Consider the following 21,313-nt stretch of genomic DNA (forward strand, 5'->3'; position numbering starts at 1 on the left):
CGATCCGTTGTGCCGCGGGCCGTCGCCCGCGCTGCGCGCCCCTTGCGACCCGCCCGCGCGGGCAAGCGATGGCTGGCCGATGTGCATCCATTTATAATTGTCAGATTCGGCATCCAATTCACGCATTTTTCGGCAGATTTCCAACCATGAGCGACAGCACGCTTGCGAAGAGTTTCGAGCCCCACACCATCGAGTCCCAATGGGGGCCGGAGTGGGAAAAACGCGGCTATGCCGCCCCGGCATTCGACCCGGCGCGTCCCGATTTCGCGATCCAGCTGCCGCCGCCGAACGTCACCGGCACGCTGCACATGGGCCACGCGTTCAACCAGACGATCATGGACGGCCTCGCCCGCTACCACCGGATGCTCGGCGAGAACACGCTGTGGGTGCCCGGCACCGACCACGCGGGGATCGCGACCCAGATCGTCGTCGAGCGCCAGCTCGACGCGCAGGGCGTATCGCGCCATGACCTCGGCCGCGAGAAGTTCGTCGAGCGCGTGTGGGAGTGGAAGCAGCAGTCCGGCTCGACGATCACGGGCCAGGTGCGCCGCCTCGGCGCGTCGACCGACTGGTCGCGCGAATATTTCACGATGGACGACAAGATGTCGGCCGCCGTGCGCGACGTGTTCGTCACGCTGTACGAACAGGGCCTGATCTACCGCGGCAAGCGCCTCGTGAACTGGGATCCGGTGCTGCTCACCGCGGTGTCCGACCTCGAAGTCGCGAGCGAGGAGGAAAACGGCCACCTGTGGCACATCCGCTACCCGCTCGTCGACGGTTCGGGCTCGCTGACCGTCGCGACCACGCGTCCGGAAACGATGCTCGGCGACGTCGCGCTGATGGTCCACCCGGAAGACGAGCGCTACGCGCACCTGATCGGCAAGCTCGTCACGCTGCCGCTGACGGGCCGCGAGATCCCGGTGATCGCCGACGACTACGTCGACCGCGAGTTCGGCACGGGCGTCGTGAAGGTCACGCCCGCGCACGACTTCAACGACTACCAGGTCGGCCTGCGCCACAACCTCGCGCCGATCGAGATCCTCACGCTCGACGCGAAGATCAACGACAACGGCCCCGAGCAGTATCGCGGCCTCGACCGCTTCGACGCGCGCAAGGCGATCGTCGCCGACCTCGATGCGGAGGGCTTCCTCGACTCCGTGAAGCCGCACAAGCTGATGGTGCCGCGCGGCGACCGCACGGGCGTCGTGATCGAGCCGATGCTGACCGACCAGTGGTTCGTCGCGATGACGAAGCCGGCGCCGGAAGGCACGTTCAACCCGGGCAAGTCGATCACCGAAACGTCGCTCGACGTCGTGCGCAGCGGCCAGATCAAGTTCGTGCCGGAAAACTGGACGACCACCTACTACCAGTGGCTCGAGAACATCCAGGACTGGTGCATCTCGCGCCAGCTGTGGTGGGGCCACCAGATTCCCGCGTGGTACGGCGAGAACGGCGAGGTGTTCGTCGCACGCAACGAGGAAGAAGCGCGCGCGCAGGCTGCCGCCAAGGGCTACACCGGCGCGCTGAAGCGCGACGAGGACGTGCTCGACACGTGGTTCTCGTCGGCGCTCGTGCCGTTCTCGTCGCTCGGCTGGCCGAACGAAACGCCTGAACTGCAGCACTTCCTGCCGTCGTCGGTGCTCGTCACCGGCTTCGACATCATCTTCTTCTGGGTCGCCCGGATGGTGATGATGACGACGCACTTCACCGGCAAGGTGCCGTTCCACACCGTCTACGTGCACGGTCTCGTGCGCGACGCGGAAGGCCAGAAGATGTCGAAGAGCAAGGGCAACACGCTCGACCCGATCGACATCGTCGACGGCATCGACCTCGAAACGCTGGTCGCAAAGCGTACGACCGGCCTGATGAACCCGAAGCAGGCCGCGACCATCGAGAAGAAGACGCGCAAGGAATTCCCGGACGGCATCGCCGCGTTCGGCACCGACGCGCTGCGCTTCACGATGGCGTCGATGGCGACGCTCGGCCGCAACGTGAACTTCGACCTCGCGCGCTGCGAAGGCTATCGCAACTTCTGCAACAAGCTGTGGAACGCGACGCGCTTCGTGCTGATGAACTGCGAAGGCCACGACTGCGGCGCCGACAAGCCGGAAGTGTGCGGCGCGGGCGACTGCGGCCCCGGCGGCTACCTCGACTTCTCGGCGGCCGACCGCTGGATCGTGTCGCTCCTGCAGCGCACCGAGGCCGACATCGCGAAGGGCTTCGCCGATTACCGCTTCGACAACATCGCGACCAGCATCTACAAGTTCGTGTGGGACGAGTACTGCGACTGGTACCTCGAACTCGCGAAGGTGCAGATCCAGAACGGCACGCCGGAACAGCAGCGCGCGACGCGCCGCACGCTGCTGCGTGTGCTGGAAACGGTGCTGCGCCTCGCGCACCCGATCATCCCGTTCATCACCGAAGCGCTCTGGCAGAAGGTCGCGCCGCTCGCCGGCCGTTATCCGCAAGGCAAGGCGGAGGGCGAAGCGTCGCTGATGACGCAGGCGTATCCGGTCGCGAACCTGCAGAAGATCGACGAGGCGTCCGAACAATGGGCGGCCGACCTGAAGGCGATCGTCGACGCGTGCCGCAACCTGCGCGGCGAGATGAACCTGTCGCCGGCGACCAAGGTGCCGCTGCTCGCGGCCGGCGATGCCGAGCGCCTGCGCTCGTTCGCGCCGTACGTGCAAGCCCTCGCGCGCCTGTCGGAAGTGCAGATCCTGGCCGACGAAGCGACCCTCGACAAGGAAGCGCACGGCGCGCCGATCGCGATCGTGGGCCCGAACAAGCTGGTGCTGAAGGTGGAAATCGACGTCGCGGCCGAACGCGAGCGCCTGTCGAAGGAAATCGCGCGCCTGACGGGCGAGATCGCGAAGTGCAATGCGAAGCTCGGCAACGAGGCGTTCGTCGCGAAAGCCCCGCCGGCCGTGGTCGAGCAGGAGCAGAAGCGCGTCGCCGAATTCCAGAGCACGCTCGAAAAACTGCGCGCTCAGCTCGATCGGTTGCCTGCGTAACAAACGGTAAGGTCGTTTGCGTTCACTATAATCGGAACGTGAACATAGGCTGTCTGACAAGTCGATTACAGGAATAAAGGTTCGATCATGTTGAAAGTCACCAAGGCGGTATTCCCCGTTGCCGGTCTCGGCACGCGGTTCCTCCCGGCAACGAAGGCGAGCCCGAAGGAAATGCTGCCCGTCGTCGACAAGCCGCTGATCCAGTACGCAGTCGAGGAAGCGATCGCCGCGGGCATCACCGAGATGATCTTCGTGACCGGGCGCAGCAAGCGCGCGATCGAGGATCACTTCGACAAGTCGTACGAAGTCGAGGCCGAACTCGAGGCGCGCGGCAAGGAGAAGCTGCTCGAGCTCGTGCGCAGCATCAAGCCGAGCCATGTCGACTGCTTCTACGTGCGCCAGCCGGAAGCGCTCGGCCTCGGCCATGCGGTGCTGTGCGCGGAGAAGCTCGTCGCCGACAACCCGTTCGCGGTGATCCTCGCCGACGACCTGCTCGACGGCAACCCGCCCGTGATGAAGCAGATGGTCGACGTGTTCGACCACTATCACAGCTCGGTGATCGGCGTGGAAGAGATCCCGCCGTCGGAGACGAAGTCGTACGGCATCGTCGACGGCAAGGAGTGGGAAGAGTCGATCGTCAAGATGTCGGCGATCGTCGAGAAACCGGAGCCGGAAGTCGCGCCGTCGAACCTCGGCGTGGTCGGCCGCTACATCCTGAAGCCGCGGATCTTCGAACACCTGCGTGCGCTGAAGCCGGGCGCGGGCGGCGAGCTGCAGCTCACCGACGCGATCCAGGCGCTGCTCGCCGACGAACAGGTGCTGGCCTACAAGTACCAGGGCACGCGCTATGACTGCGGCAGCAAGCTCGGCTACCTGAAGGCAACGGTCGAGTTCGCGCTGCGCCACCCGGAAGTCGGCACCGACTTCGACGCGTACCTGCGCGCGCGCGGCAACGGGCAACCGGCTGCCTGAACGCGGCACGGGCCGGCCTCGCCTCCCCGGCGGGCCGCCCTCGCGTCACGGCCGGCGCGTCAGCGCGTGACGGCCGGCTTCACCGAGACGACGCCCGGCATTGCGCCCGCGTCGTCTTTTTTCGTCTTCACGAGCCAGCCGTCACCCTGCTCGAACGGCAGCTTCGCGAGCGCGCTCTTCACGAGCGTCGGCGCGGCCTGCTGCGTGAGCGCATCGCGATCGCGCAGCGACGCCGACACGCGATAGACGTCGACGCCCGTCTTCGCATCGACGAAACGCAGCGTCAGCACGTGGCGGTACACCTTGCCCGCGAACGGCAGCGCGAACGGCGCCGGTCCGTCGACGGTCACGCACGCGCTGCTTGCCGCGCCGCACTGGTCGGCCGTCGCCGCGACCGACGCCGGCTGCGTCGCATACGCGATCGACAGCCGGTAGCGCGCGGCCTGGCCAGGCTGCGCGTCGAAGCCGCGCTGCGCGAGCTCGTCGTGCACGAGCGTCTCGATCTGCCGGTATTCGGCATCGTCGGCCTGAGCGGCCGTGCGAACGAAATCGTAGCCGTGCGCACCGGATGCGAACGCATTCGGCTGCCCGAGCGCGCTCACGCCGGTCGTGACGCCGGCGCAACCCGTCAACAGCGACGCCGCCAGCGCGGCCGCTGCCCATTCCTTTCTCATGACTTCCCCCAAATGCCTGCCGTCGTGCCCGGCCCTGTCAGGCGGACGGCTCGTCGATCGCGGGCAGCGACACCGTCACCGCGGTGCCGACACCCACTTCGCTGTCGACCGTCACGCTGCCGCCGTGGCGCGTGACGACCGTCTTCACGAATGCCATGCCGAGCCCGGAGCCCGAGATTTCGGGCCGCTCGCCGGCATGGAACCGCTTGAAACGCTCGAACAGATGCTGCAGATCTTCCGGCGCGATGCCGTACCCCTGATCGCGAATCGTACAGAAGATCCGCTTCGATGCATGCTCGACCGACAGCGTACACGCGATCACCGTGTCGGACGGACTGTATTTGACTGCGTTGTTCAGCAGGTTGACGAACGCACGCGTGATCAGCGAGCGGTCGGCGCGCGTCCAGCACATGTCGGCCCCGGCGTCGGTCTCGATGCGGATGCGCTTTGCCTGCGCCTGCGGCCAGACTTCGTCGCTCGCGTCGATCAGCACGTCGACCAGGCTCGTCGGTTCGAGCTGGTACGCCTGCGACTCCGCGCGCGCCAGCTGCACGAACTCGTCGGCGAGCGACAGCGCACGGTGCGCATAGCGCTCGATCCGCGCGAGTAGCCCGCGCATCGCGTCGGTTTCGACGCGATCGCGCTCGATCTCGACGAGCGCGAGGATCGACGACTGCGGCGAGCGCATGTCGTGCGACAGCAGGTGCAGCGCCTCCTCGCGCTGCCGCTCGGCCGCGTGCAGCTCGGTCACGTCGACCAGACCGGCGATCCAGCCCGTCACGTGGCCCTGCGCGTTCGTACACGGGGCGTAGCGTAACAGATGGTCGAGCCCGTCGCGATCGCGCACCTCGATGCCGCGCGCCATCGCTTCGTCTTCGGCCCCGAGCGTCGGGTCGAGCGCGTCCGGCCAGTGTGCGCGGATCGTGACGTCGTGTTCGGCGTTGCCGTCGACGGTCTTCATGAAGGTCAGCTCGCCGAGCGCGGCGCGCAGCGGCCGCCCTTCCGGCACCGGCAGCGCGAGCCGCGAACCGTAGCGCTTCGCCGCATGGTTCGCGATCAGCACGGTGCCGGCCAGGTCGGTGACGAAGATCGGCTCCGGCATGCTGTCGAGGCTGTCCCACACGAAGCGCTTCATGTCCTGCACGCGCTGCGCGGCCTGCGCCATCAGCGCCATCTGCCGTTCGAGCACGTCGCCGCCGACGCTGCGCGTGCGCGGCGCCTCGGGCAGCAGGTGCGGCTCATCGGCGAGCCGCTGCAGCTCGCGGCGCAGGTACGACATCGTCATTTCCAGGCGCCGCCAGTTCCAGATCGGGTAGACGGCGACCAGCCCGAAGATGGCCGGCGCGGGCGACAGCCACACGCGCGCCTCGAACAGCAGCGCCAGGCTCGCGACGACGGCCAGCGCGGCCAGGCTCAGCGTCAGCAGCAGCGCGCGCCATGGCGACAGCATCAGGAAGCCGCCCAGCAGCACGGCGAGCGGCAGCAGCGAGGCGGCGAAGAGTCCGGCCCGCGATGCAGGCAGGATCGCGCTGCCGGTCGTCAGCATGTCGAGCACGTTCGCGTGGATGTACACGCCGGCGAGCGGACCGAAGTCGCCCGACACCGGCGTCGCGAAGCGGTCGTAGAGGCCCGACGCCGTCACGCCGACGACGACGATCTTGCCGCGCAGTGCGTCGGGTTTCACGCGCCCTTCGAGCACGTCGTCGAACGACAGCGTCGGATACGCGGGCGTGTTGCGGCTGAACGGGATCAGGTAGCGGCCGTCGCCGGTCGCGTCGCGCGACAGGTCGTGCGCTTGCGCGCCGGGCGTGCCGCCGACCGGATGCAGCCGGCCGGCCTGGATCGCACGGTAGACGGGCACCATCAGCTGCGGCCAGCGCACGCGTCCGTCGCTTTCGAACAGCGCGACGCTACGCACGATGCCGTCGGGATCGACTTCGAGATTGATGTGGCCGAGTCCCATCGTGCGTGCCGACAGCTCCGCCACCGGCGGATCGACGGTGCGCGTGCCGTCCGCCTGTTCGGGGCTCAGCAAGACGGGCAGGAAAGTCGGCACACGGGCCATCGCGTCGGCGAACGCGCGATCCTCCGGCGACTGCTCGGTAAACAGCACGTCGTAGACGACCGCGGCCGGCTGCGCACGCGCCAGCGTGTCGAGCAGCCGCGCGTGCACGCTGCGCGACCACGGCCAGCGGCCGAGTGCGGACACGCTCTGGTTGTCGATGTCGACGACGACGACGTCGGGCGACAGCGGCAGGCTGCGCAGCATCAGCAGCCGGTCGTAGATCAGCCCGTCGACGCTCGACGACAACCGGCCGAGCGCGCACGCGAGTATCACCGCGATTCCGAGGCAGCCGATCGCGATCCACTCGATCAGGAAGCGGCGGCCGAGGCGCCGCCGCGGGGAAACGGAGTCGGTTTTCATGCGCCGCGGGTCAGCGCGACAACGTGAACGCGTTGACCGGACTCGTCTTCTGATAGAACTTGCCGCCCTCGAACTCCTCGACCGTCACCGCCCAGTAGTAGTCGCCGGGCGGCAGGTGGGAGACCGTGATCCGGCGCGCCTGCAGGCCCATCTGGTCGACGACCGGCGCGCTCAGGTCCTTCGAGTGCGACAGCACGAACCGATAACGCGCGTCCTTGGCCGCGTCGTTCGGCGCCCAGCGGAACTCGTAGCCGTCCGGGCCGGGCGACGCGCTCGCATCGAGCCCCATCAGGCGCCGCTCGAACGCGTAAATGTGCGGCATGCCTTCGAGGCCGTTGTCGTCGATCGCGGAAATCCGGACGAAGTACGTGCCGTTCGGCACCTCGCGGAACACCGCGCGCGACGAGACCGTGCGCGTTTCGCTGAACAGTGCGAGCATGCCCGCGTCGCGCGCGAGTTGCAGGTGATAGGCATGCGCATGCTCGAGCGGCGCGACGTCGAACGTGAGGTCGGGCTCGTCCTGCACCTTGTCCGGATGCGTGAGCGCGGGCGCCGGCAGCAGCTGCACGGGTGCGCCGACCGCGCCGGACGACGTCGTGACGCTGCCGAAGTTCGCATGCACGAGCGTCGGGTCGGCCGGCTGCTGCTTGCCCGCGACACCGACGGTGCCGTCGAGCACCTCGACACGCGTCGCAGCATTGCCGGCGGCGTCGTAGTTCACGCGGAACCGCGTGCCGCGCACGCCGGCCACGACCGACGGCGAGCGGATCTGGAAGCGGTCGTCGCGCTTCTTCAGATGCGTGACCTCGCTGTCGACCGAGCCGCGCGTGAGCTCGAACTCGCGATCGAGCGTGCCGGTCAGCACGGTGCGGCGCAAGGTCTTCAGGTCGAGCTGGCTGTCGGGCGGCAGGCTCATGTGCGTGCCGTCGGCCAGTTCGAGCGTCAGGAAGCCGTTCGCGCCCGTGCGCACGCGGTCGCCCTCGGTCAGCGTCGCTTCGTTCGCGAGCGGCGCGTACGCGCCGCCGGACGCGCGCTCGGCCGTGCCCTGCACCGCGACGACGCGCGCGGTCAGCTTTTCCTTGCGCAGCCGCGCGACCGGCAGCTTCAGCGCGATGTCGGGCTGCAGGTGTTTCGGCGCGGGCACGCCGTTGATCCGTTGCAGCAGCTGCCAGTCGTCCGGGCCCTGCAGGTAGCGCGCGGCGACGTCGTACAGCGTGTCGCCGGCATGCGTGCGGTAGACGACCATCTTGCCCGCGGCAGCGCTCGGCTGCGCGACGGCCTGCTGCGCCGCGAACGCAAACGCGACCGCGCACGCCGCATGCAGTGCCGCCGTGCGCAGGTTCGCCGTGCGCTGCGTGATGCGCCGGGTCACTCCGGCTCTCCCTGACCGACCCGCTCGAGCCGGTAGCCGTAGCCGTAGATCGGCGCGAGGCGATAGCCGTTTTCCGGCCGCAGGCCGAGCTTCGTGCGCAGCATCGAGATGTGCGTGTCCATCGTGCGCGACGGGATGTCGGTCGCCTGCTTCCACACGAGATCGAGAATGTGCGCGCGCGACAGCGGCCGGTCGAGGTGCTGGAACAGCAGCAGCGCGAGCTCGAATTCCTTCTGCGTGAGGCTCACGGCCTTGTCGCCGACATACGCCTGCTTCAGGTTCACGTCGAAGCGGAACTGGTCGAACTCGCGAACGGTCGCCTCCGCGTTGACCGGATACGCGCGGCGCAGCAGCGAGCCGATGCGCGCGCGCAGGATCGGGCCCGACACGGGCTTGACCACGTAATCGTCCGCGCCGGCGTTGAGGATCTGCGTGATCCCCGCCTCGTCGTCGCGGCTCGTCATGAAGATGATCGGCAGGCTGTGCTCGGTCTGGTTCGCACGCACCCACTTGAGCACTTCCTCGCCGGACATGTCGGGCACGTTCCAGTCGAGCACGAGCAGATCGAACGTCTCGCGCTGCAGACGCTTCTTCAGGGCCTTGCCTTCCTTGAACGCATAGCACGTGTGGCCGACGGCCGTCAGCGTTTGACTGACGAAATCCGTCTGGGCCGGATCATCATCCAGTACAGCAATTCTCATAGCACCCCGCAAATCGAAATCGATTCGTCCAGTTCAGCTCCCCGCACTCATCCCGCCGCGCAGCATGCGCGCGGCGCCCGACACCGGCCGGCGAGCCGTCGTTTGCCGAGCACGCAACCTGCGCGACACGGCGCCCCGGCCACCCATCTCAAAAACGGGGCACGGACGAACCGGCGATTTCATCATAGTAGTATGAAATTCGCCAAGAAATTGCGCGGACTACGGTCCTTTATTCGAATAATCCTTCCCGTCGCGCAACTGGCGGCGCTTCCGGCTGGCCCAGCATGGGCTGCCCCAGCGTGGGCTGCCCCAGCATCCGCTCCAGCTGGCTACGCACGCGCTCCCACGCCGGCGCCGCATAGTCGGGCTGGCTCGCCGCCCACGCCTGCGCGAGATCGAACACGCGCCCGATCGTCGCGCCGCAATACGTGAAGCCCGCGCCGTCGTCCCGCGCGGCGCCGCGCAGCCGTTCGTCGAGCGATTCGGCCAGCCACGGCATCTCGGCCGCCGCCGAATCGGCATACGCCTCGAGCGCGGCACGCGCGTGGCGATCCCGTTGCGGGTCGAGCTCGATCCGGCTCAACCCCGCCGCACGTGCGGGCGCGATGCATTCCGCTGCGGACGGACTTCGAATGGTCCCTGGTCTGAAGGACATGTCCTCTCCCCGTTTGTACGACGGCAGCGTCAGGCATGGCCCCCGTGCCCGCCTCGTATGACGTACCGCGGCCGGCGCATCCATCCGAGACGGACGACCGGCCGGGTCAGTATACGCAGCCGGTCGTGCGGCGAGGTTTAAGAATTGTCAGAGGCGTCAGACGAGCGTTTCCCATGGAACAGGCGCCTGGGCGAGGGTCTGTGCTGGCGCTCGTGTCGCGCCGTTGGCGCGGCGGACCGCAGCGGGCGGTGCGCGAGCGGGCGCCGCAAGGGGCGCGTGATGCGGGCCGTCAGCGGCGGCGCATCAGGAACACGAAGGTCTTGTCCTGCGTCGTCACTTCGACGATCTCGTTGCCCGTCTGCTTCGCGAACGCGGCGAAATCGCGCTGCGAACCCGGATCGGTCGCGAGCACCTTGAGGATCTGCCCGCTCTCCATATCGGCGAGCGCTTTCTTGGCGCGCAGGATCGGCAACGGGCAATTGAGCCCGCGCGCGTCCACTTCCTTGTGAATCTGCATCGGCTGTCGACCTTCGAATGACGCGCCACACGGGCGCGGGAGGAAGCGGCGATTTTACCGCAGCGCGGCCGCCCCTGCCCGCGCGGCCCGGGCCCGGCCGCGCGACGCGGCGCGCCCGCGCTCGGCACGCGCTCGTCATGCCAAGCGCCCGCCGAGCGCCCGTCAGGCGCCCGTGAACCCGCCCGCGAGCCGCTCGCGCAGGTGCCGCACGAGCGCACGCACCGCGCTCGGCACGACCGGGCTGTACGGCCGGAGCGCGAAGATGTGGTCGCCGAACGCGCCCGACGGCCGCCAGCCGTCCAGCAGCGCGACGAGCCGGCCGGCGTCGAGATCGCGCTGCGCGCTGAAATCCGGCAGCAGCGCGATGCCGAGCCCGCCGAGCGCGGCCTCGCGCATCGCCTCGCTGTTGTTGGCCGCGAAGCTGCCGCGCACCGGCACGCTCACGCGCTGGCGCCGCCGGCCGTCCGGCTCGAAGCTCCAGGCGGCCGGTTCGTTGTCGCGCAGGTAGCACAGGCAGCTGTGGTCGACGAGTTCGCTCGGGTGGCGCGGCGCACCGCGCACGTCGAGGTAGTCGCGGCTCGCGACCAGCAGCGAACGCGTGTCGCACAGCTTCCACGCGACGTGGGTTTGCGGCGCGGTCGTTGTATGGCGGATCGCGAGGTCGAAGCCCTCCTGCGTCAGCGAATGCAGCCGGTCGGACAGGTCGAGTTCGATATGCACGCCCGGGTGCTGCCGCAGGAAATCGGGCAGGTGCGGCACGACCTGCTGACGCCCGAGCGCGACCGGCGCCGTCACGCGCAGCAGCCCGCGCGGCTCGCCGGCGAGTTCCTTCACGCGCGCGAAGTGCTGGCCGATCGATTCGAACGCGTCGCGCGTGCTGTCGACCAGCGTCTGCCCGGCGTCGGTGAGCCGCACGCTGCGCGTCGTGCGCCGCACGAGCGGCACGCCGGCCGCCTTCTCGAGATCGGCGATGCGCTGGCTCATCGCGGCCTTGCTGATGCCGAGCCGCTGCGCGGCGGCCGTGAAACTGCCGGCCGCGGCGAGGACCGTCAGCGAGTGGATATGCGGCCAGAGCGCCTGGACATTTTGCTGATTCATCCGCCGATTATTCAGAATTCTGAACAGTGAATCAAGCTGCGCGGCCTTCTCCCGCCCCGCCGCTTTGCCTAGACTAGGTTCCGTCCACCCCCATTCCCATGCCCAGGAGACACGCATGACCACGGTTCCCGCCTATACGTCCGACGCCGACGTCGGCCACTACATCGACGGCGCACCCGTCGCCGGCCGCAGCGGCCGCTTCCAGGACGTCTTCAATCCGGCGCTCGGCCGCGCGGTGCGCCGCGTCGCGCTCGCCGGCGACGACGAAGTGCAGCGCGCCGTCGCGTCCGCCCGTGCGGCGTTCCCGGCCTGGGCCGACACGCCGCCGATCCGCCGCGCCCGCGTGCTGCACCGCTTCCTGCAGTTGATGAACGAACACCGCGACACGCTGGCCGCCATCATCACGGCCGAGCACGGCAAGGTGTTCTCGGATGCGCAGGGCGAAGTCGCGCGCGGCATCGACATCATCGAATTCGCATGCGGCGTGCCGCAACTGCTGAAGGGCGACTTCACCGACCAGGTCAGCACCGGCATCGACAACTGGACGATGCGCCAGCCGCTCGGCGTCGTCGCGGGTATCACGCCGTTCAACTTCCCGTGCATGGTGCCGTGCTGGATGTTCCCGGTCGCGCTCGCGACGGGCAACACGTTCGTGCTGAAGCCGAGCGAACGCGACCCGTCGGCGGCGCTGTTCATCGCCGACCTGCTCACGCAGGCGGGCCTGCCCGCCGGCGTGTTCAACGTCGTGCAGGGCGACAAGGGCGCGGTCGACGCGCTCCTCGACCACCCGGACGTGCAGGCCGTCAGCTTCGTCGGCTCGACGCCGATCGCGGCCTACGTGCAGCAGCGCGCGGTGCAGTCGGGCAAGCGCGTGCAGGCGCTCGGCGGCGCGAAGAACCACCTCGTCGTGATGCCGGACGCGAACATCGAGCAGGCGGTCGACGCGCTGATCGGCGCCGCATACGGCTCGGCCGGCGAGCGCTGCATGGCGATCAGCATCGCGGTGCTGGTCGGCGACGTGGCCGACAAGATCGTGCCGTTGGTGGCCGAGCGCGCGCGCAAGCTGGTGATCGGCGACGGGATGTCGCCGGAAGTCGAGATGGGACCGATCGTCACCGGCGACGCGCTCAAGCGTATCGAAGGTTATATCGGGCAAGGCGTCAGCGAAGGCGCGCAACTGGTGGTCGACGGCCGCGGGCTGCGCGTGCCGGGCCGCGAGGAAGGCTTCTTCACCGGCGGCACGCTGTTCGATCACGTGAGCCCCGACATGCGCATCTACAAGGAAGAGATCTTCGGGCCGGTGCTCGGCTGCGTGCGCGTGAAGGACTTCGGCGAAGCGGTCGACCTGATCAACGCACACGAATTCGGCAACGGCGTCGCATGCTTCACGAGCGACGGCGGCATCGCGCGCGAATTCGCGCGGCGCATCCAGGTCGGCATGGTCGGCATCAACGTGCCGATCCCGGTGCCGATGGCCTGGCACGGCTTCGGCGGCTGGAAGAAGAGCCTGTTCGGCGACATGCACGCGTACGGCGAGGAAGGCGTGCGCTTCTACACGCGCCAGAAGTCGGTGATGCAGCGCTGGGCGTCGAGCATCGGCAAGGGCGCCGAATTCGCGATGCCGACCGCGAAGTAAATGAGGGCGACGCGCCGGCCGCCGATGGAATGCGCGGGCGGCCGGCGAATCGCAGGCCGGCGTCAGCCGGCCTGCGTGCCGTGGGCGCCGTCGGCGGTCGGCAGGTACGACAGCTCGAGCCGATACGCGAGCGCGACGAACAGGCTCTGCGCGAGGCCCATCGTCGCGGTCAGCGCACGGAACCCGAACGTCTCGCTGTCCTGCACCATCAGCGTCACCTCGGCCTCGCGCGCGAGCGGGCTCATCCGGCTGTCAGTGATCGCGATCAGGCGCGCGCCGCGCTGCACGGCCTGCTGCGCGACCTGCACCGTCTCTTCCGCGTACGGCATGAACGAGATCACGATCATCACGTCGCCCTCGCGCACCGAGCGGATCTGGCCGAGATGCATGCTGCCGAGCGCGCTGAACAGGCCGATGCGCTTGTCGGTGTGCTGCAGCGCATAGTCGAGATACACGGCGATCGGAAACGCGCGGCGCGAGCCGGCGATCCAGATCGCCTGCGTGTCGGCGAGCAGGTCGACGGCCCGTGCGAGCGCGTGCGGGTCGAGCGTCTGCCGCAGCTGCTGCATGCCGGCAATGCTGCCCTTGATGAATTCGTCGGCGATCTGCTCGGGCTGCAGGCTCGACTCGCCCGATTCGATCACGTCGCGCAGCCGCAGGTTGTACGCGCGGCCCGGCGCGATCTGCTGGGCCAGCCCCTCGCGGAACAGCCGCTGCATCTCGGAGAAACCCGAAAAGCCGAAATGCTTCGCGAACCGGACGACGGCCGACGGCTGCACGCCGCACGCCTCCGCGAGCGACTGGATGCCTTCCAGGCCCAGCTGGTCCCGATGCGTTTCCACGTGACGCGCAATCACCTTCAGGCGATTGCTGAGGCCGTCGTACTCCTGCGTCAGATGCTGCAGGAACGCCTCGACGGTGGCGGGTGGTTTCTCGGATGAACTCATCGGATAGCGCGAAGTTGACGGCCCCGATCCGCGCGCCGCCTGCGCGTGCGCCCGGGACTCACCTATGGACATGCATGAAGGGCGAATTTAATCACGTTTGCGGCACGGCCCGCGCCGCACGCTCGCTCCCACGCGCTCGATCATCACCTGCACACGCTCCACGGCCGGAATGGAAACGATTTTCCAACGCCGTCGCCGAGCCGTAAAGATTAGGGCGTCTACCGACGCCGATGCGAACGGCGACGCCGAGGGTCGCCGGCAACCGCCCTGGGCCGCCGGCCGACGCCGCGCATCGGCCGCCGCTGGCTCACCGCTTGCTCACCGATAGTCGACCCATACGCCGCCCGCATCGGCGGACCGCACGCAGTTCTCGACCCACCGCACGCCTTCGACGCCCGCATGGACATCCGGAAAGCGGATGTTCTTCAACGCCTGCGCGTCGCCGCGATCGGCCGCGTCCATCGCGAGCGCGAAGCGTGCGTACAGATTCGACCACGCTTCGAACAGCCCTTCCGGATGCCCGGCGCCGATGCGGTCCTCGCGCAATGCGTGCGGATGCAGATAGCCCATTCCGCGATCGAGCACCTGCGCGGGCTGCCCCTGGATCTCGTAGCGCAACTGGTTCGGATGTTCGTCCCACCATTCGACGCTCGCCTTCGACCCGATCACGCGCACCTTCTGCCCGTGCATCGAGCCCGCGTTCACCGCACTCGACCACACGTAGCCGATCGCGCCCGTGTCGTACTCCATGATCGTGAACGCGTTGTCCTCGAGCGGCGCGCGACTCTTCACGAAGCTCTGCCGCGAGCACATCAGCCGTTTGATCCGCAGTTCCGGCGCCATCACTTCGGAGATGTACAGCGGATGCGTGCCGATGTCGCCGAGCACGTAGCTCGGCCCCGCGAACTTCGGGTCGACGCGCCAGCGCGCGGCGGCGCTCGCGGCTTCGACGCCCTCGCTGTGAAAGCCGTGCGCGAACTGCATCTGCACGATGCGGATCTCGCCGAGATCGCCGCGCGCGATCATTTCGCGCGCCTGCTCGATCATCTGGTGTCCGGAATAGCCGTACGCGACGCCGACGATACGGTTCTTCTCGACCGACAGCCGCTGCAGCGCCTCGGCCTCCTCGGTCGTGAAGCACAGCGGCTTTTCGCACACGACGTGCAGCCCCGCGTTCAGCGCCGCGCGGCAAATTTCGAAGTGCGTGTTGTTCGGCGTCGCGATCGACACCGCGCGGATGCCGTCGGCACGCTTCGCCTCGGCGTCGAACATGGTCCGGTAGTCGGGATAGCAGCGCCCGGCGTCGACGCCGAGCTTCACGCCGAATTGCCGCCCGCGTTCGGCATCGATGTCGAATGCGCCGGCAACGAGCTGGAAGCTGCCGTCTCGCAATGCGGCCGACCGGTGGCTGTAGCCGATCTGGCTGCCGAGCCCGCCGCCGACCATGCCCCAGGGAATCGAGTGTCCGAGCAGAATCTGTCCGTCGATCATGATTGTCGTGTTCCTGTCCGTGTTCAGGTGTTCAAAGTGTGTGCAGAGGGTCGGGCCGACGGCCGATTACGCGAACCCGGCCGATGCGAGAAACTCGCGGCTCGCCGCGACGTCGCGCAGGCTCGTGCCGGCATTGCGCGGATCGCGCTCCTGTTCGATCGTGATGGTTCCCGCATAGCCGATGTCGTCGAGCGCGCGACGGATCGCGCGGTAGTCGAGCACGCCGGTGCCGATCGGGCACATCACGCCACGCGCGCACGCCGCGAAGAAGGCGATGTGTTCGCCCATCACCGCGTCGTACACGGCCGCGTCGATATCCTTGAAATGCACGTAGTCGAGCCGCGCCGCGTGACGGCGCAGCCACGTCTCGGGATCCATCCCCGAGTAGTAAAGGTGGCCGGTGTCGAGACAGAGGCCCGCCGTATCGGCCGCGACGTCGGCGACGATCCGGTCGATCTCGTCCGCGAACTCGATGTAGCCGCCTGCATGCGGATGGATCACCGCGCGCACGCCGAATTCGTCGCGCGCGATCGTCGCGATTTCGCGAATGTGGTCGACCATGCGCGCCCAGCGTTCGGCGGACAGGCGCGGCGCGCGATCGGCGTGGCCGGCCGCGTAGTCGCGTTCGTCGTGCCCCCAGTCCATCACGACCAGATACGGCGCCGCATGACGCTGGCCCGGCTGCGTCGGCAGCTTCGGCAAGCGCGTGATCAGCGCGCAGATCTCGCGCGTCTGGCGCAGCAGGTTCGGCAGATTCTCCGGCGACACCAGGTCGTCGAAGATCGTGCCGGCGGTGATGCTCAAACGCTGCCGCTCGAGCTCGGCGCTCACCACGTCGAGCTCGAGCGGGATGTAGCCGTACGGGCCGAGCTCGATGCCCGAATAGCCGGCCTGTGCGGCCTCGGCGAGCACCTGCCGCCACGGCGGCAGGTGCGGGTTCTTCACGTCGTCGACGCCCCAGCAGCAGGGCGCGCAGCCAATCTTCATCGTCATGTCGGTCAGTCCCGCAGGAAAGCGGCGCGCGGCCGCGAGCATGGCCGCGTGGACACGCGGCCCGGTGTCGGCGTGTTCAGCCGGTTCAGCCGCGATAGAACGCCGGGCGTTCGGCCATCGCGATCGGCTCGACCGCCCCGCTCTGCTGCGCGCGCACGCACGCATCGGCCGCGACCGCCGCCGCATAGCCGTCCCACGCGGACGGCCCGGTCAGCGCACCCTGCCGCACGCCGTCGATGAACGCCTGCAGCTCGACGTCGTACGACGCGATGAAGCGCTCCTTCCAGTCGGTCATGATCTCGACCGACTGCCGCGCCGCGTGCTTGAGCCCGACCGCGGGCGGATCGGGCAGCTTCGCGATGCCGTTCTCGCCGACCACCTCGCACTGGATGTCGTAGCCGTATTGGCAGTTCACGAAGATCTCGACGTCGATGCGCACGCCGCTCGCGGTTTCGAGCAGCACGATCTGCGGATCGGCGAGATGCGCGGACGCATGGCGCGTCTTCTTCGGATAGACGACCTGCGCGCTCGCATAGTCCTCGCCGAGCAGCCAGCGCAGCACGTCGAGCTCGTGGATCAGCGTGTCGGTGATCGCCATGTCGGTCGTATAGCGCTCGCCGACCGACTGGTTGCGGTGCGCGCAATGCAGCATCAGCGGCGCGCCGATCTCGCCGCCGTCGATCACGCGCTTGAGCGCGCGATAGCCTTCGTCGTACGGACGCATGAAGCCGACCTGCACGAGCCGGCGGCCGTGCGCGACCTCGGCTTCGACGATGCGCATGCAGCCGTCGGCCGTGACGGCCAGCGGTTTCTCGCAGAACACCGGCTTGCCGTGCGCGATCGCGTCGAGCACGAACGCTTCGTGCGTCGGTCCCCACGACGTGACGAGCACGGCCTGTACGTCGGCAGCCGCGACCACTTCGTGGCCGTCGCCGTAGATTTCCGCGTCGAGCCCGTACTTCGTCACCGCATCGCGCGCCTGCTGCGGATCGATGTCATTGACGGCCACCACGCGCGCGCCGGACAGCGTGCGCGTGAGCCTGCGGATATGGTCCTGGCCGATCGCGCCGCAGCCGATCACGCCGATTTGCAAGGTCATCCGGATATCTCCAGTCTCTGGTTCAACGACGGCGCGGCCCGTGCCGCGCCGGTCGGCAATGGTTCCAAAACGGGTCAGCGCGCGGCCGCCCGTTCGAAATGGCGTTCGACGTAGCGCTGGATCGTGTCGCGCATGTAGCGCGACGACGCTTCCGCGCGGTCCTCCCACGCGAACACGCACGACGACATCACACCGTCGAAGCCGGCGCTGCCGAGTGCGCGGAAAAACACGTCCCAGTCGATCTCGCCCTGCCCGATGTCGAGATGCTGGTGCACGCGGATCTGGTTCGAGCCCGGCGGGTTCACGATGTAGCGCAGCTGGCTGCTCTTGCGGTGGTCGAACGTGTCGGCCACGCGCACGTGCGCGAGGATCGGTGCGGCGGCCGCGATCATCGCGGCCATGTCGTCGCCGTAATAGAACGTGTGCGGCGCGATGTACGACAGCTTCAGCGACGGCGAACCGATGTTCGTGACGATGTCGATCGCCGGCTGCAGCTGCTCGATCCAGTCTTCCGGATGCGGCTCGACCGACAGCACGATGCGTTCGCGCTCGAGGATCGGCAGCAGCTCGTCCATCGAACGGAACCACGCGGCTTCGCACAGCTCCTTCGGATTCGCGCCCGGCCGTTCGCCGACCGAGCGCTCCGGCGACGCGCCGCGCCCGAATTCGGACACCATCAGCGGGCATTCCATCTCGAGCGCGGCCTCGATCGCCTTCTTCCAGCAGCGCACCGCCCACTGCCGCTCGTCATCGAACGGGCTGGCCCAGCGGTACATCGGCTGCAGCGACGCAAGGCCCACGCCGCTCGCGCGCAACGCTTGCCGGAACGCGGCCATGCGCTCGCGCGTCGCGCGCGGCATCACCCACCAGTCGAGAAAGTCGCTGCGCGGCGACAGCTCGATCTGGTCGTAGCCGAGCTCGGCCACCGCATGCGGCAGCCGGTCGAGCGGCAGGTGGCGAATCATGTAGGGATCCAAAGCGATCTTCATTTTATTCCCGATCGGTTGTGTGTTCGATCTCGGCCGGTCAGCGGCGCGATTTCTTGTTGCGATACTGGTCGGCGATCACGGCCGCGACGATGATCGCGCCCTTGACCATCTCCTGGTAGTACGCGTCGATCCGGATGAACGTGAAGCCCGACGTCATCACGCCGAGGATCAGCACGCCGATCACGGTGCCCGTCACGCGCCCGAGGCCGCCCGACAGCGACGTGCCGCCGATCACGACGGCCGCGATCGCGTCGAGCTCGTACATCACGCCCATGCCCGACTGGCCTGAGATCGCGCGCGCGGCCGTCACGGTGCCGGCGATCCCGCTCAGGAGGCCCGCGATCGCATAGACGAACACCAGATGGCGCGTCACGTTGATGCCCGATACGACGGCCGCGTGGCGGTTCGCGCCGATCGCATACGTGTACTTGCCGAAGCGCGTGTAGCGCAGCACGACGTGGAAGATCGCGGCCACCACGACGAAGATGATCACCGGGTTCGCGCCCGCGCCGATCGCCGCGAACTGGTCGGTCAGCATCGATACCGGCATCCCGTTGGTGAACCACTTCGCGAAGCCGCGCGCGGCCACCATCGTGCCGAGCGTCGCGATGAACGGCGGGATGCCCGTCAGCGCGATCAGCGAGCCGTTGAGCAGGCCGACCAGCAGCCCGACGCACACGCCGGCCAGCACCGGCCAGATGATCGGCAGGTCGGTCAGGTGCGGGAACACCGCGCGCGGAAAATCGGACACCTGCGCGAGGCTGGCCGACACGACCGCCGCCGCCGCGACGACGGACCCCGACGACAGGTCGATCCCGCTCGTGATGATCACGAGGTTCACGCCGACCGCGATGATGCCGATCACGGCCATCTGCAGCACGATGATCTCGAGCCGCTCCGCGTTGAACAGGAAGCTCTGCCCGACGACGAGCCAGCCGATCACCTCGAAGAACAGGCTGATGCCCACCAGCACCAGGAAGATGCTCAGTTCGGGCGGCCACTTCGCGTGCCGCGTCTTGATCGTCATGGACTGCGCGTCCGCGACCGGATTCAGGTTGCCCATTTCAGTTGTCTCCATGCTTGTTGCGGCTCAGCGCGAGGCCAGGTCCATGATGCGGACCTGGTCGGCGTCCTTGCGTTCGACGATGCCGGTCATCCGGCCTTCGTGCATCACCATCACGCGATCGCTCATGCCGAGCACCTCCGGCATCTCCGACGAGATCATCAGCACCGCGACGCCCTTGCCGGCGAGCGCGCTGACGAGCCGGTGGATCTCGGCCTTCGCGCCGACGTCGATCCCGCGGGTCGGCTCGTCGAGGATCAGGATGCGCGGTTGCGTGAGCAACCATCTGCCGATCAGCACCTTCTGCTGGTTGCCGCCCGACAGGTTCTGGATTTCCTCGTGCAGCCCGGGCGTCTTCACGCGCAGCATCCGGCTCATTTCCTCGCAGTCGCGTTTCAACTGCGCCTGCCGCACGAAATTGAACTTCACGTAGCGGTTGCTGAGCACCGCCGCTTCCATGTTCGCGAGCAGGTCGAGATTCAGGAAGCAGCCGGTGTCCTTGCGGTCCTCGGTGAGGAACGCCATCCCGTGCTTCATCGCCTGCGCGGGCGTGGCGATGCGCACCGGCTTGCCGTCGATCAGGATCTCGCCGGAGGTGGCCGGCACGACGCCGAACAGCGCCTCCGCGACGTTCGAGCGCCCCGAGCCGACGAGGCCCGCGACGCCGAGGATCTCGCCCGCGCGCAGCTCGAAGCTGACGTCGCGGAACACGCCGTCGACGCCGAGGTTCTTCACGGCCAGCACGACGTCGCCGATCGGCACCTCCTCCTTCGGGAACATCTGCGTGATCTCGCGGCCGACCATCATGCGGATGATGTCGTCGCGCGTGACGTCGCTCGACGCGTGCGTGCCGATGTACTTGCCGTCGCGGAACACCGAGAACTCGTCGGCGATCTCGAACAGCTCGTTCATCTTGTGCGTGATGTAGACGATGCCCTTGCCCTGCTCGCGCAGCTGGCGAATGATGCGGAACAGGTGCGTGACCTCCTTGTCGGTCAGCGCGGAAGTCGGCTCGTCCATGATCAGCACGTCGGAGTCGAACGACACGGCCTTCGCGATCTCGACCATCTGGCGGCTCGCGACCGTCAGCGTGCGCACGTCGGCTTCCGGGTCGATGTCGATCGACAGCCGCTCGAACAGCGCGGCGGTGCGGCGGCGCAGCTCGGCATGATCGATCAGGCCGAAGCGGTTCTTCGGTTCGCGGCGGATCCAGATGTTCTCCGCGACCGTCATGTACGGCATCAGGTTGAGTTCCTGGTGGATCATCGCGATCCCGCGATCGAGCGCGTCGAGCGGGCCGTTCAGCACGACGGGCTCGCCGTTGATCAGGATCTCGCCCTGGTCGGGCGTGTAGACGCCGGCGATGATCTTCATCAGCGTCGACTTGCCGGCGCCGTTCTCGCCCATCAGCGCATGCACGGTGCCGCGCCGCACGCGGAACTGCACGCCGTCGAGCGCGACGACGCCGGGAAACGACTTGCCGACGCCGCGCACCTCGAGCACGCAGTCGGCGGCGGGCACACCGGACGAACCCGGTGCGGCGGACGAGGCGGCCGGCGCGCTTTCGCTCGCCATCGAGCGCGCCATCCTGGCTGTAAACATGGACGTTCCTCGAAAGTCACACGCGAACCCGGACACGCCGGGCCCGCGCAGTTCAGCGGAAAAAC

Annotated in this window: 17 protein-coding genes; 3 read left to right on the top strand and 14 right to left on the bottom strand. The window is 68.1% G+C overall.

Going from position 1 to position 21,313, the window contains the following annotated elements; genetic code table 11:
* The first annotated feature begins 146 nt into the window (after nt 1–146).
* Both PL79_RS22785 and galU read left to right on the top strand, forming a co-directional pair.
* A complete protein-coding gene (locus PL79_RS22785) occupies nt 147–3,014 on the top strand; it encodes a valine--tRNA ligase (protein ID WP_044846082.1) in 2,868 nt (955 codons plus the stop codon).
* A gap of 87 nt (nt 3,015–3,101) precedes the next feature.
* Entirely contained in the window at nt 3,102–3,986 is an 885-nt protein-coding gene (gene galU / locus PL79_RS22790; protein ID WP_044846083.1) for a UTP--glucose-1-phosphate uridylyltransferase GalU, read from the top strand.
* A gap of 59 nt (nt 3,987–4,045) precedes the next feature.
* On the opposite strand, the gene PL79_RS22795 is transcribed toward galU, so the two are convergent.
* The 7 genes from PL79_RS22795 to PL79_RS22825 form a co-directional block, all read right to left on the bottom strand.
* On the bottom strand, nt 4,046–4,660 hold the full coding sequence (locus tag PL79_RS22795) for a DUF4136 domain-containing protein (RefSeq protein WP_044846084.1): 615 nt from the start codon (nt 4,658–4,660) through the stop codon (nt 4,046–4,048).
* Between the two features lie 37 nt (nt 4,661–4,697).
* A complete protein-coding gene (locus PL79_RS22800) occupies nt 4,698–7,085 on the bottom strand; it encodes a CHASE2 domain-containing protein (RefSeq protein ID WP_044846085.1) in 2,388 nt (795 codons plus the stop codon).
* 10 nt (nt 7,086–7,095) lie between these two features.
* A complete protein-coding gene (locus PL79_RS22805) occupies nt 7,096–8,457 on the bottom strand; it encodes a FecR family protein (RefSeq protein WP_044846086.1) in 1,362 nt (453 codons plus the stop codon).
* Nucleotides 8,454–9,158: a response regulator transcription factor gene (locus PL79_RS22810; protein ID WP_006490421.1), complete on the bottom strand. Its 705-nt coding sequence runs from the start codon at nt 9,156–9,158 to the stop codon at nt 8,454–8,456. The genes PL79_RS22805 and PL79_RS22810 overlap by 4 nt, the downstream gene beginning before the upstream one ends.
* A gap of 229 nt (nt 9,159–9,387) precedes the next feature.
* The gene (locus PL79_RS22815; protein ID WP_044846087.1) at nt 9,388–9,813 is read right to left on the bottom strand and encodes a hypothetical protein; all 426 of its coding nucleotides are present in this window, start codon (nt 9,811–9,813) and stop codon (nt 9,388–9,390) included.
* Nucleotides 9,814–10,102: 289 nt separating this feature from the next.
* Nucleotides 10,103–10,330 (bottom strand): sulfurtransferase TusA family protein, encoded by a 228-nt coding sequence (locus PL79_RS22820; RefSeq protein WP_006753156.1) that lies wholly within the window; start codon nt 10,328–10,330, stop codon nt 10,103–10,105.
* 162 nt (nt 10,331–10,492) lie between these two features.
* The gene (locus tag PL79_RS22825; protein ID WP_044846088.1) at nt 10,493–11,428 is read right to left on the bottom strand and encodes a LysR family transcriptional regulator; all 936 of its coding nucleotides are present in this window, start codon (nt 11,426–11,428) and stop codon (nt 10,493–10,495) included.
* Nucleotides 11,429–11,543: 115 nt separating this feature from the next.
* Between PL79_RS22825 and PL79_RS22830 the strand changes: the two genes are divergently transcribed.
* Nucleotides 11,544–13,064 carry a CoA-acylating methylmalonate-semialdehyde dehydrogenase gene (locus PL79_RS22830; RefSeq protein WP_044846089.1) on the top strand — a complete coding sequence of 507 codons (1,521 nt, stop codon included), beginning with the start codon at nt 11,544–11,546 and terminating at the stop codon, nt 13,062–13,064.
* 62 nt (nt 13,065–13,126) lie between these two features.
* Here PL79_RS22830 and PL79_RS22835 read toward each other — a convergent pair whose 3' ends face one another.
* The 7 genes from PL79_RS22835 to PL79_RS22865 form a co-directional block, all read right to left on the bottom strand.
* A complete protein-coding gene (locus PL79_RS22835; RefSeq protein WP_044846090.1) occupies nt 13,127–14,011 on the bottom strand; it encodes a MurR/RpiR family transcriptional regulator in 885 nt (294 codons plus the stop codon).
* A gap of 318 nt (nt 14,012–14,329) precedes the next feature.
* Nucleotides 14,330–15,502, bottom strand: a complete 1,173-nt coding sequence (locus PL79_RS22840; protein ID WP_044846091.1) for a Gfo/Idh/MocA family protein — start codon at nt 15,500–15,502, stop codon at nt 14,330–14,332.
* A gap of 66 nt (nt 15,503–15,568) precedes the next feature.
* Nucleotides 15,569–16,495, bottom strand: coding sequence for a TIM barrel protein (locus PL79_RS22845; protein ID WP_044846137.1), 927 nt, complete (start codon nt 16,493–16,495; stop codon nt 15,569–15,571).
* A gap of 85 nt (nt 16,496–16,580) precedes the next feature.
* Nucleotides 16,581–17,594 (bottom strand): Gfo/Idh/MocA family protein, encoded by a 1,014-nt coding sequence (locus PL79_RS22850; RefSeq protein ID WP_044846092.1) that lies wholly within the window; start codon nt 17,592–17,594, stop codon nt 16,581–16,583.
* Nucleotides 17,595–17,668: 74 nt separating this feature from the next.
* Entirely contained in the window at nt 17,669–18,583 is a 915-nt protein-coding gene (locus PL79_RS22855) for a sugar phosphate isomerase/epimerase family protein (protein ID WP_044846093.1), read from the bottom strand.
* Nucleotides 18,584–18,620: 37 nt separating this feature from the next.
* Nucleotides 18,621–19,646, bottom strand: coding sequence for an ABC transporter permease (locus PL79_RS22860; protein WP_014722872.1), 1,026 nt, complete (start codon nt 19,644–19,646; stop codon nt 18,621–18,623).
* Between the two features lie 27 nt (nt 19,647–19,673).
* Nucleotides 19,674–21,248: a sugar ABC transporter ATP-binding protein gene (locus PL79_RS22865; RefSeq protein ID WP_044846094.1), complete on the bottom strand. Its 1,575-nt coding sequence runs from the start codon at nt 21,246–21,248 to the stop codon at nt 19,674–19,676.
* Nucleotides 21,249–21,313: the final 65 nt, after the last annotated feature.

Source organism: Burkholderia sp. USMB20, from assembly GCF_000949135.2.
Classification (GTDB): domain Bacteria; phylum Pseudomonadota; class Gammaproteobacteria; order Burkholderiales; family Burkholderiaceae; genus Burkholderia.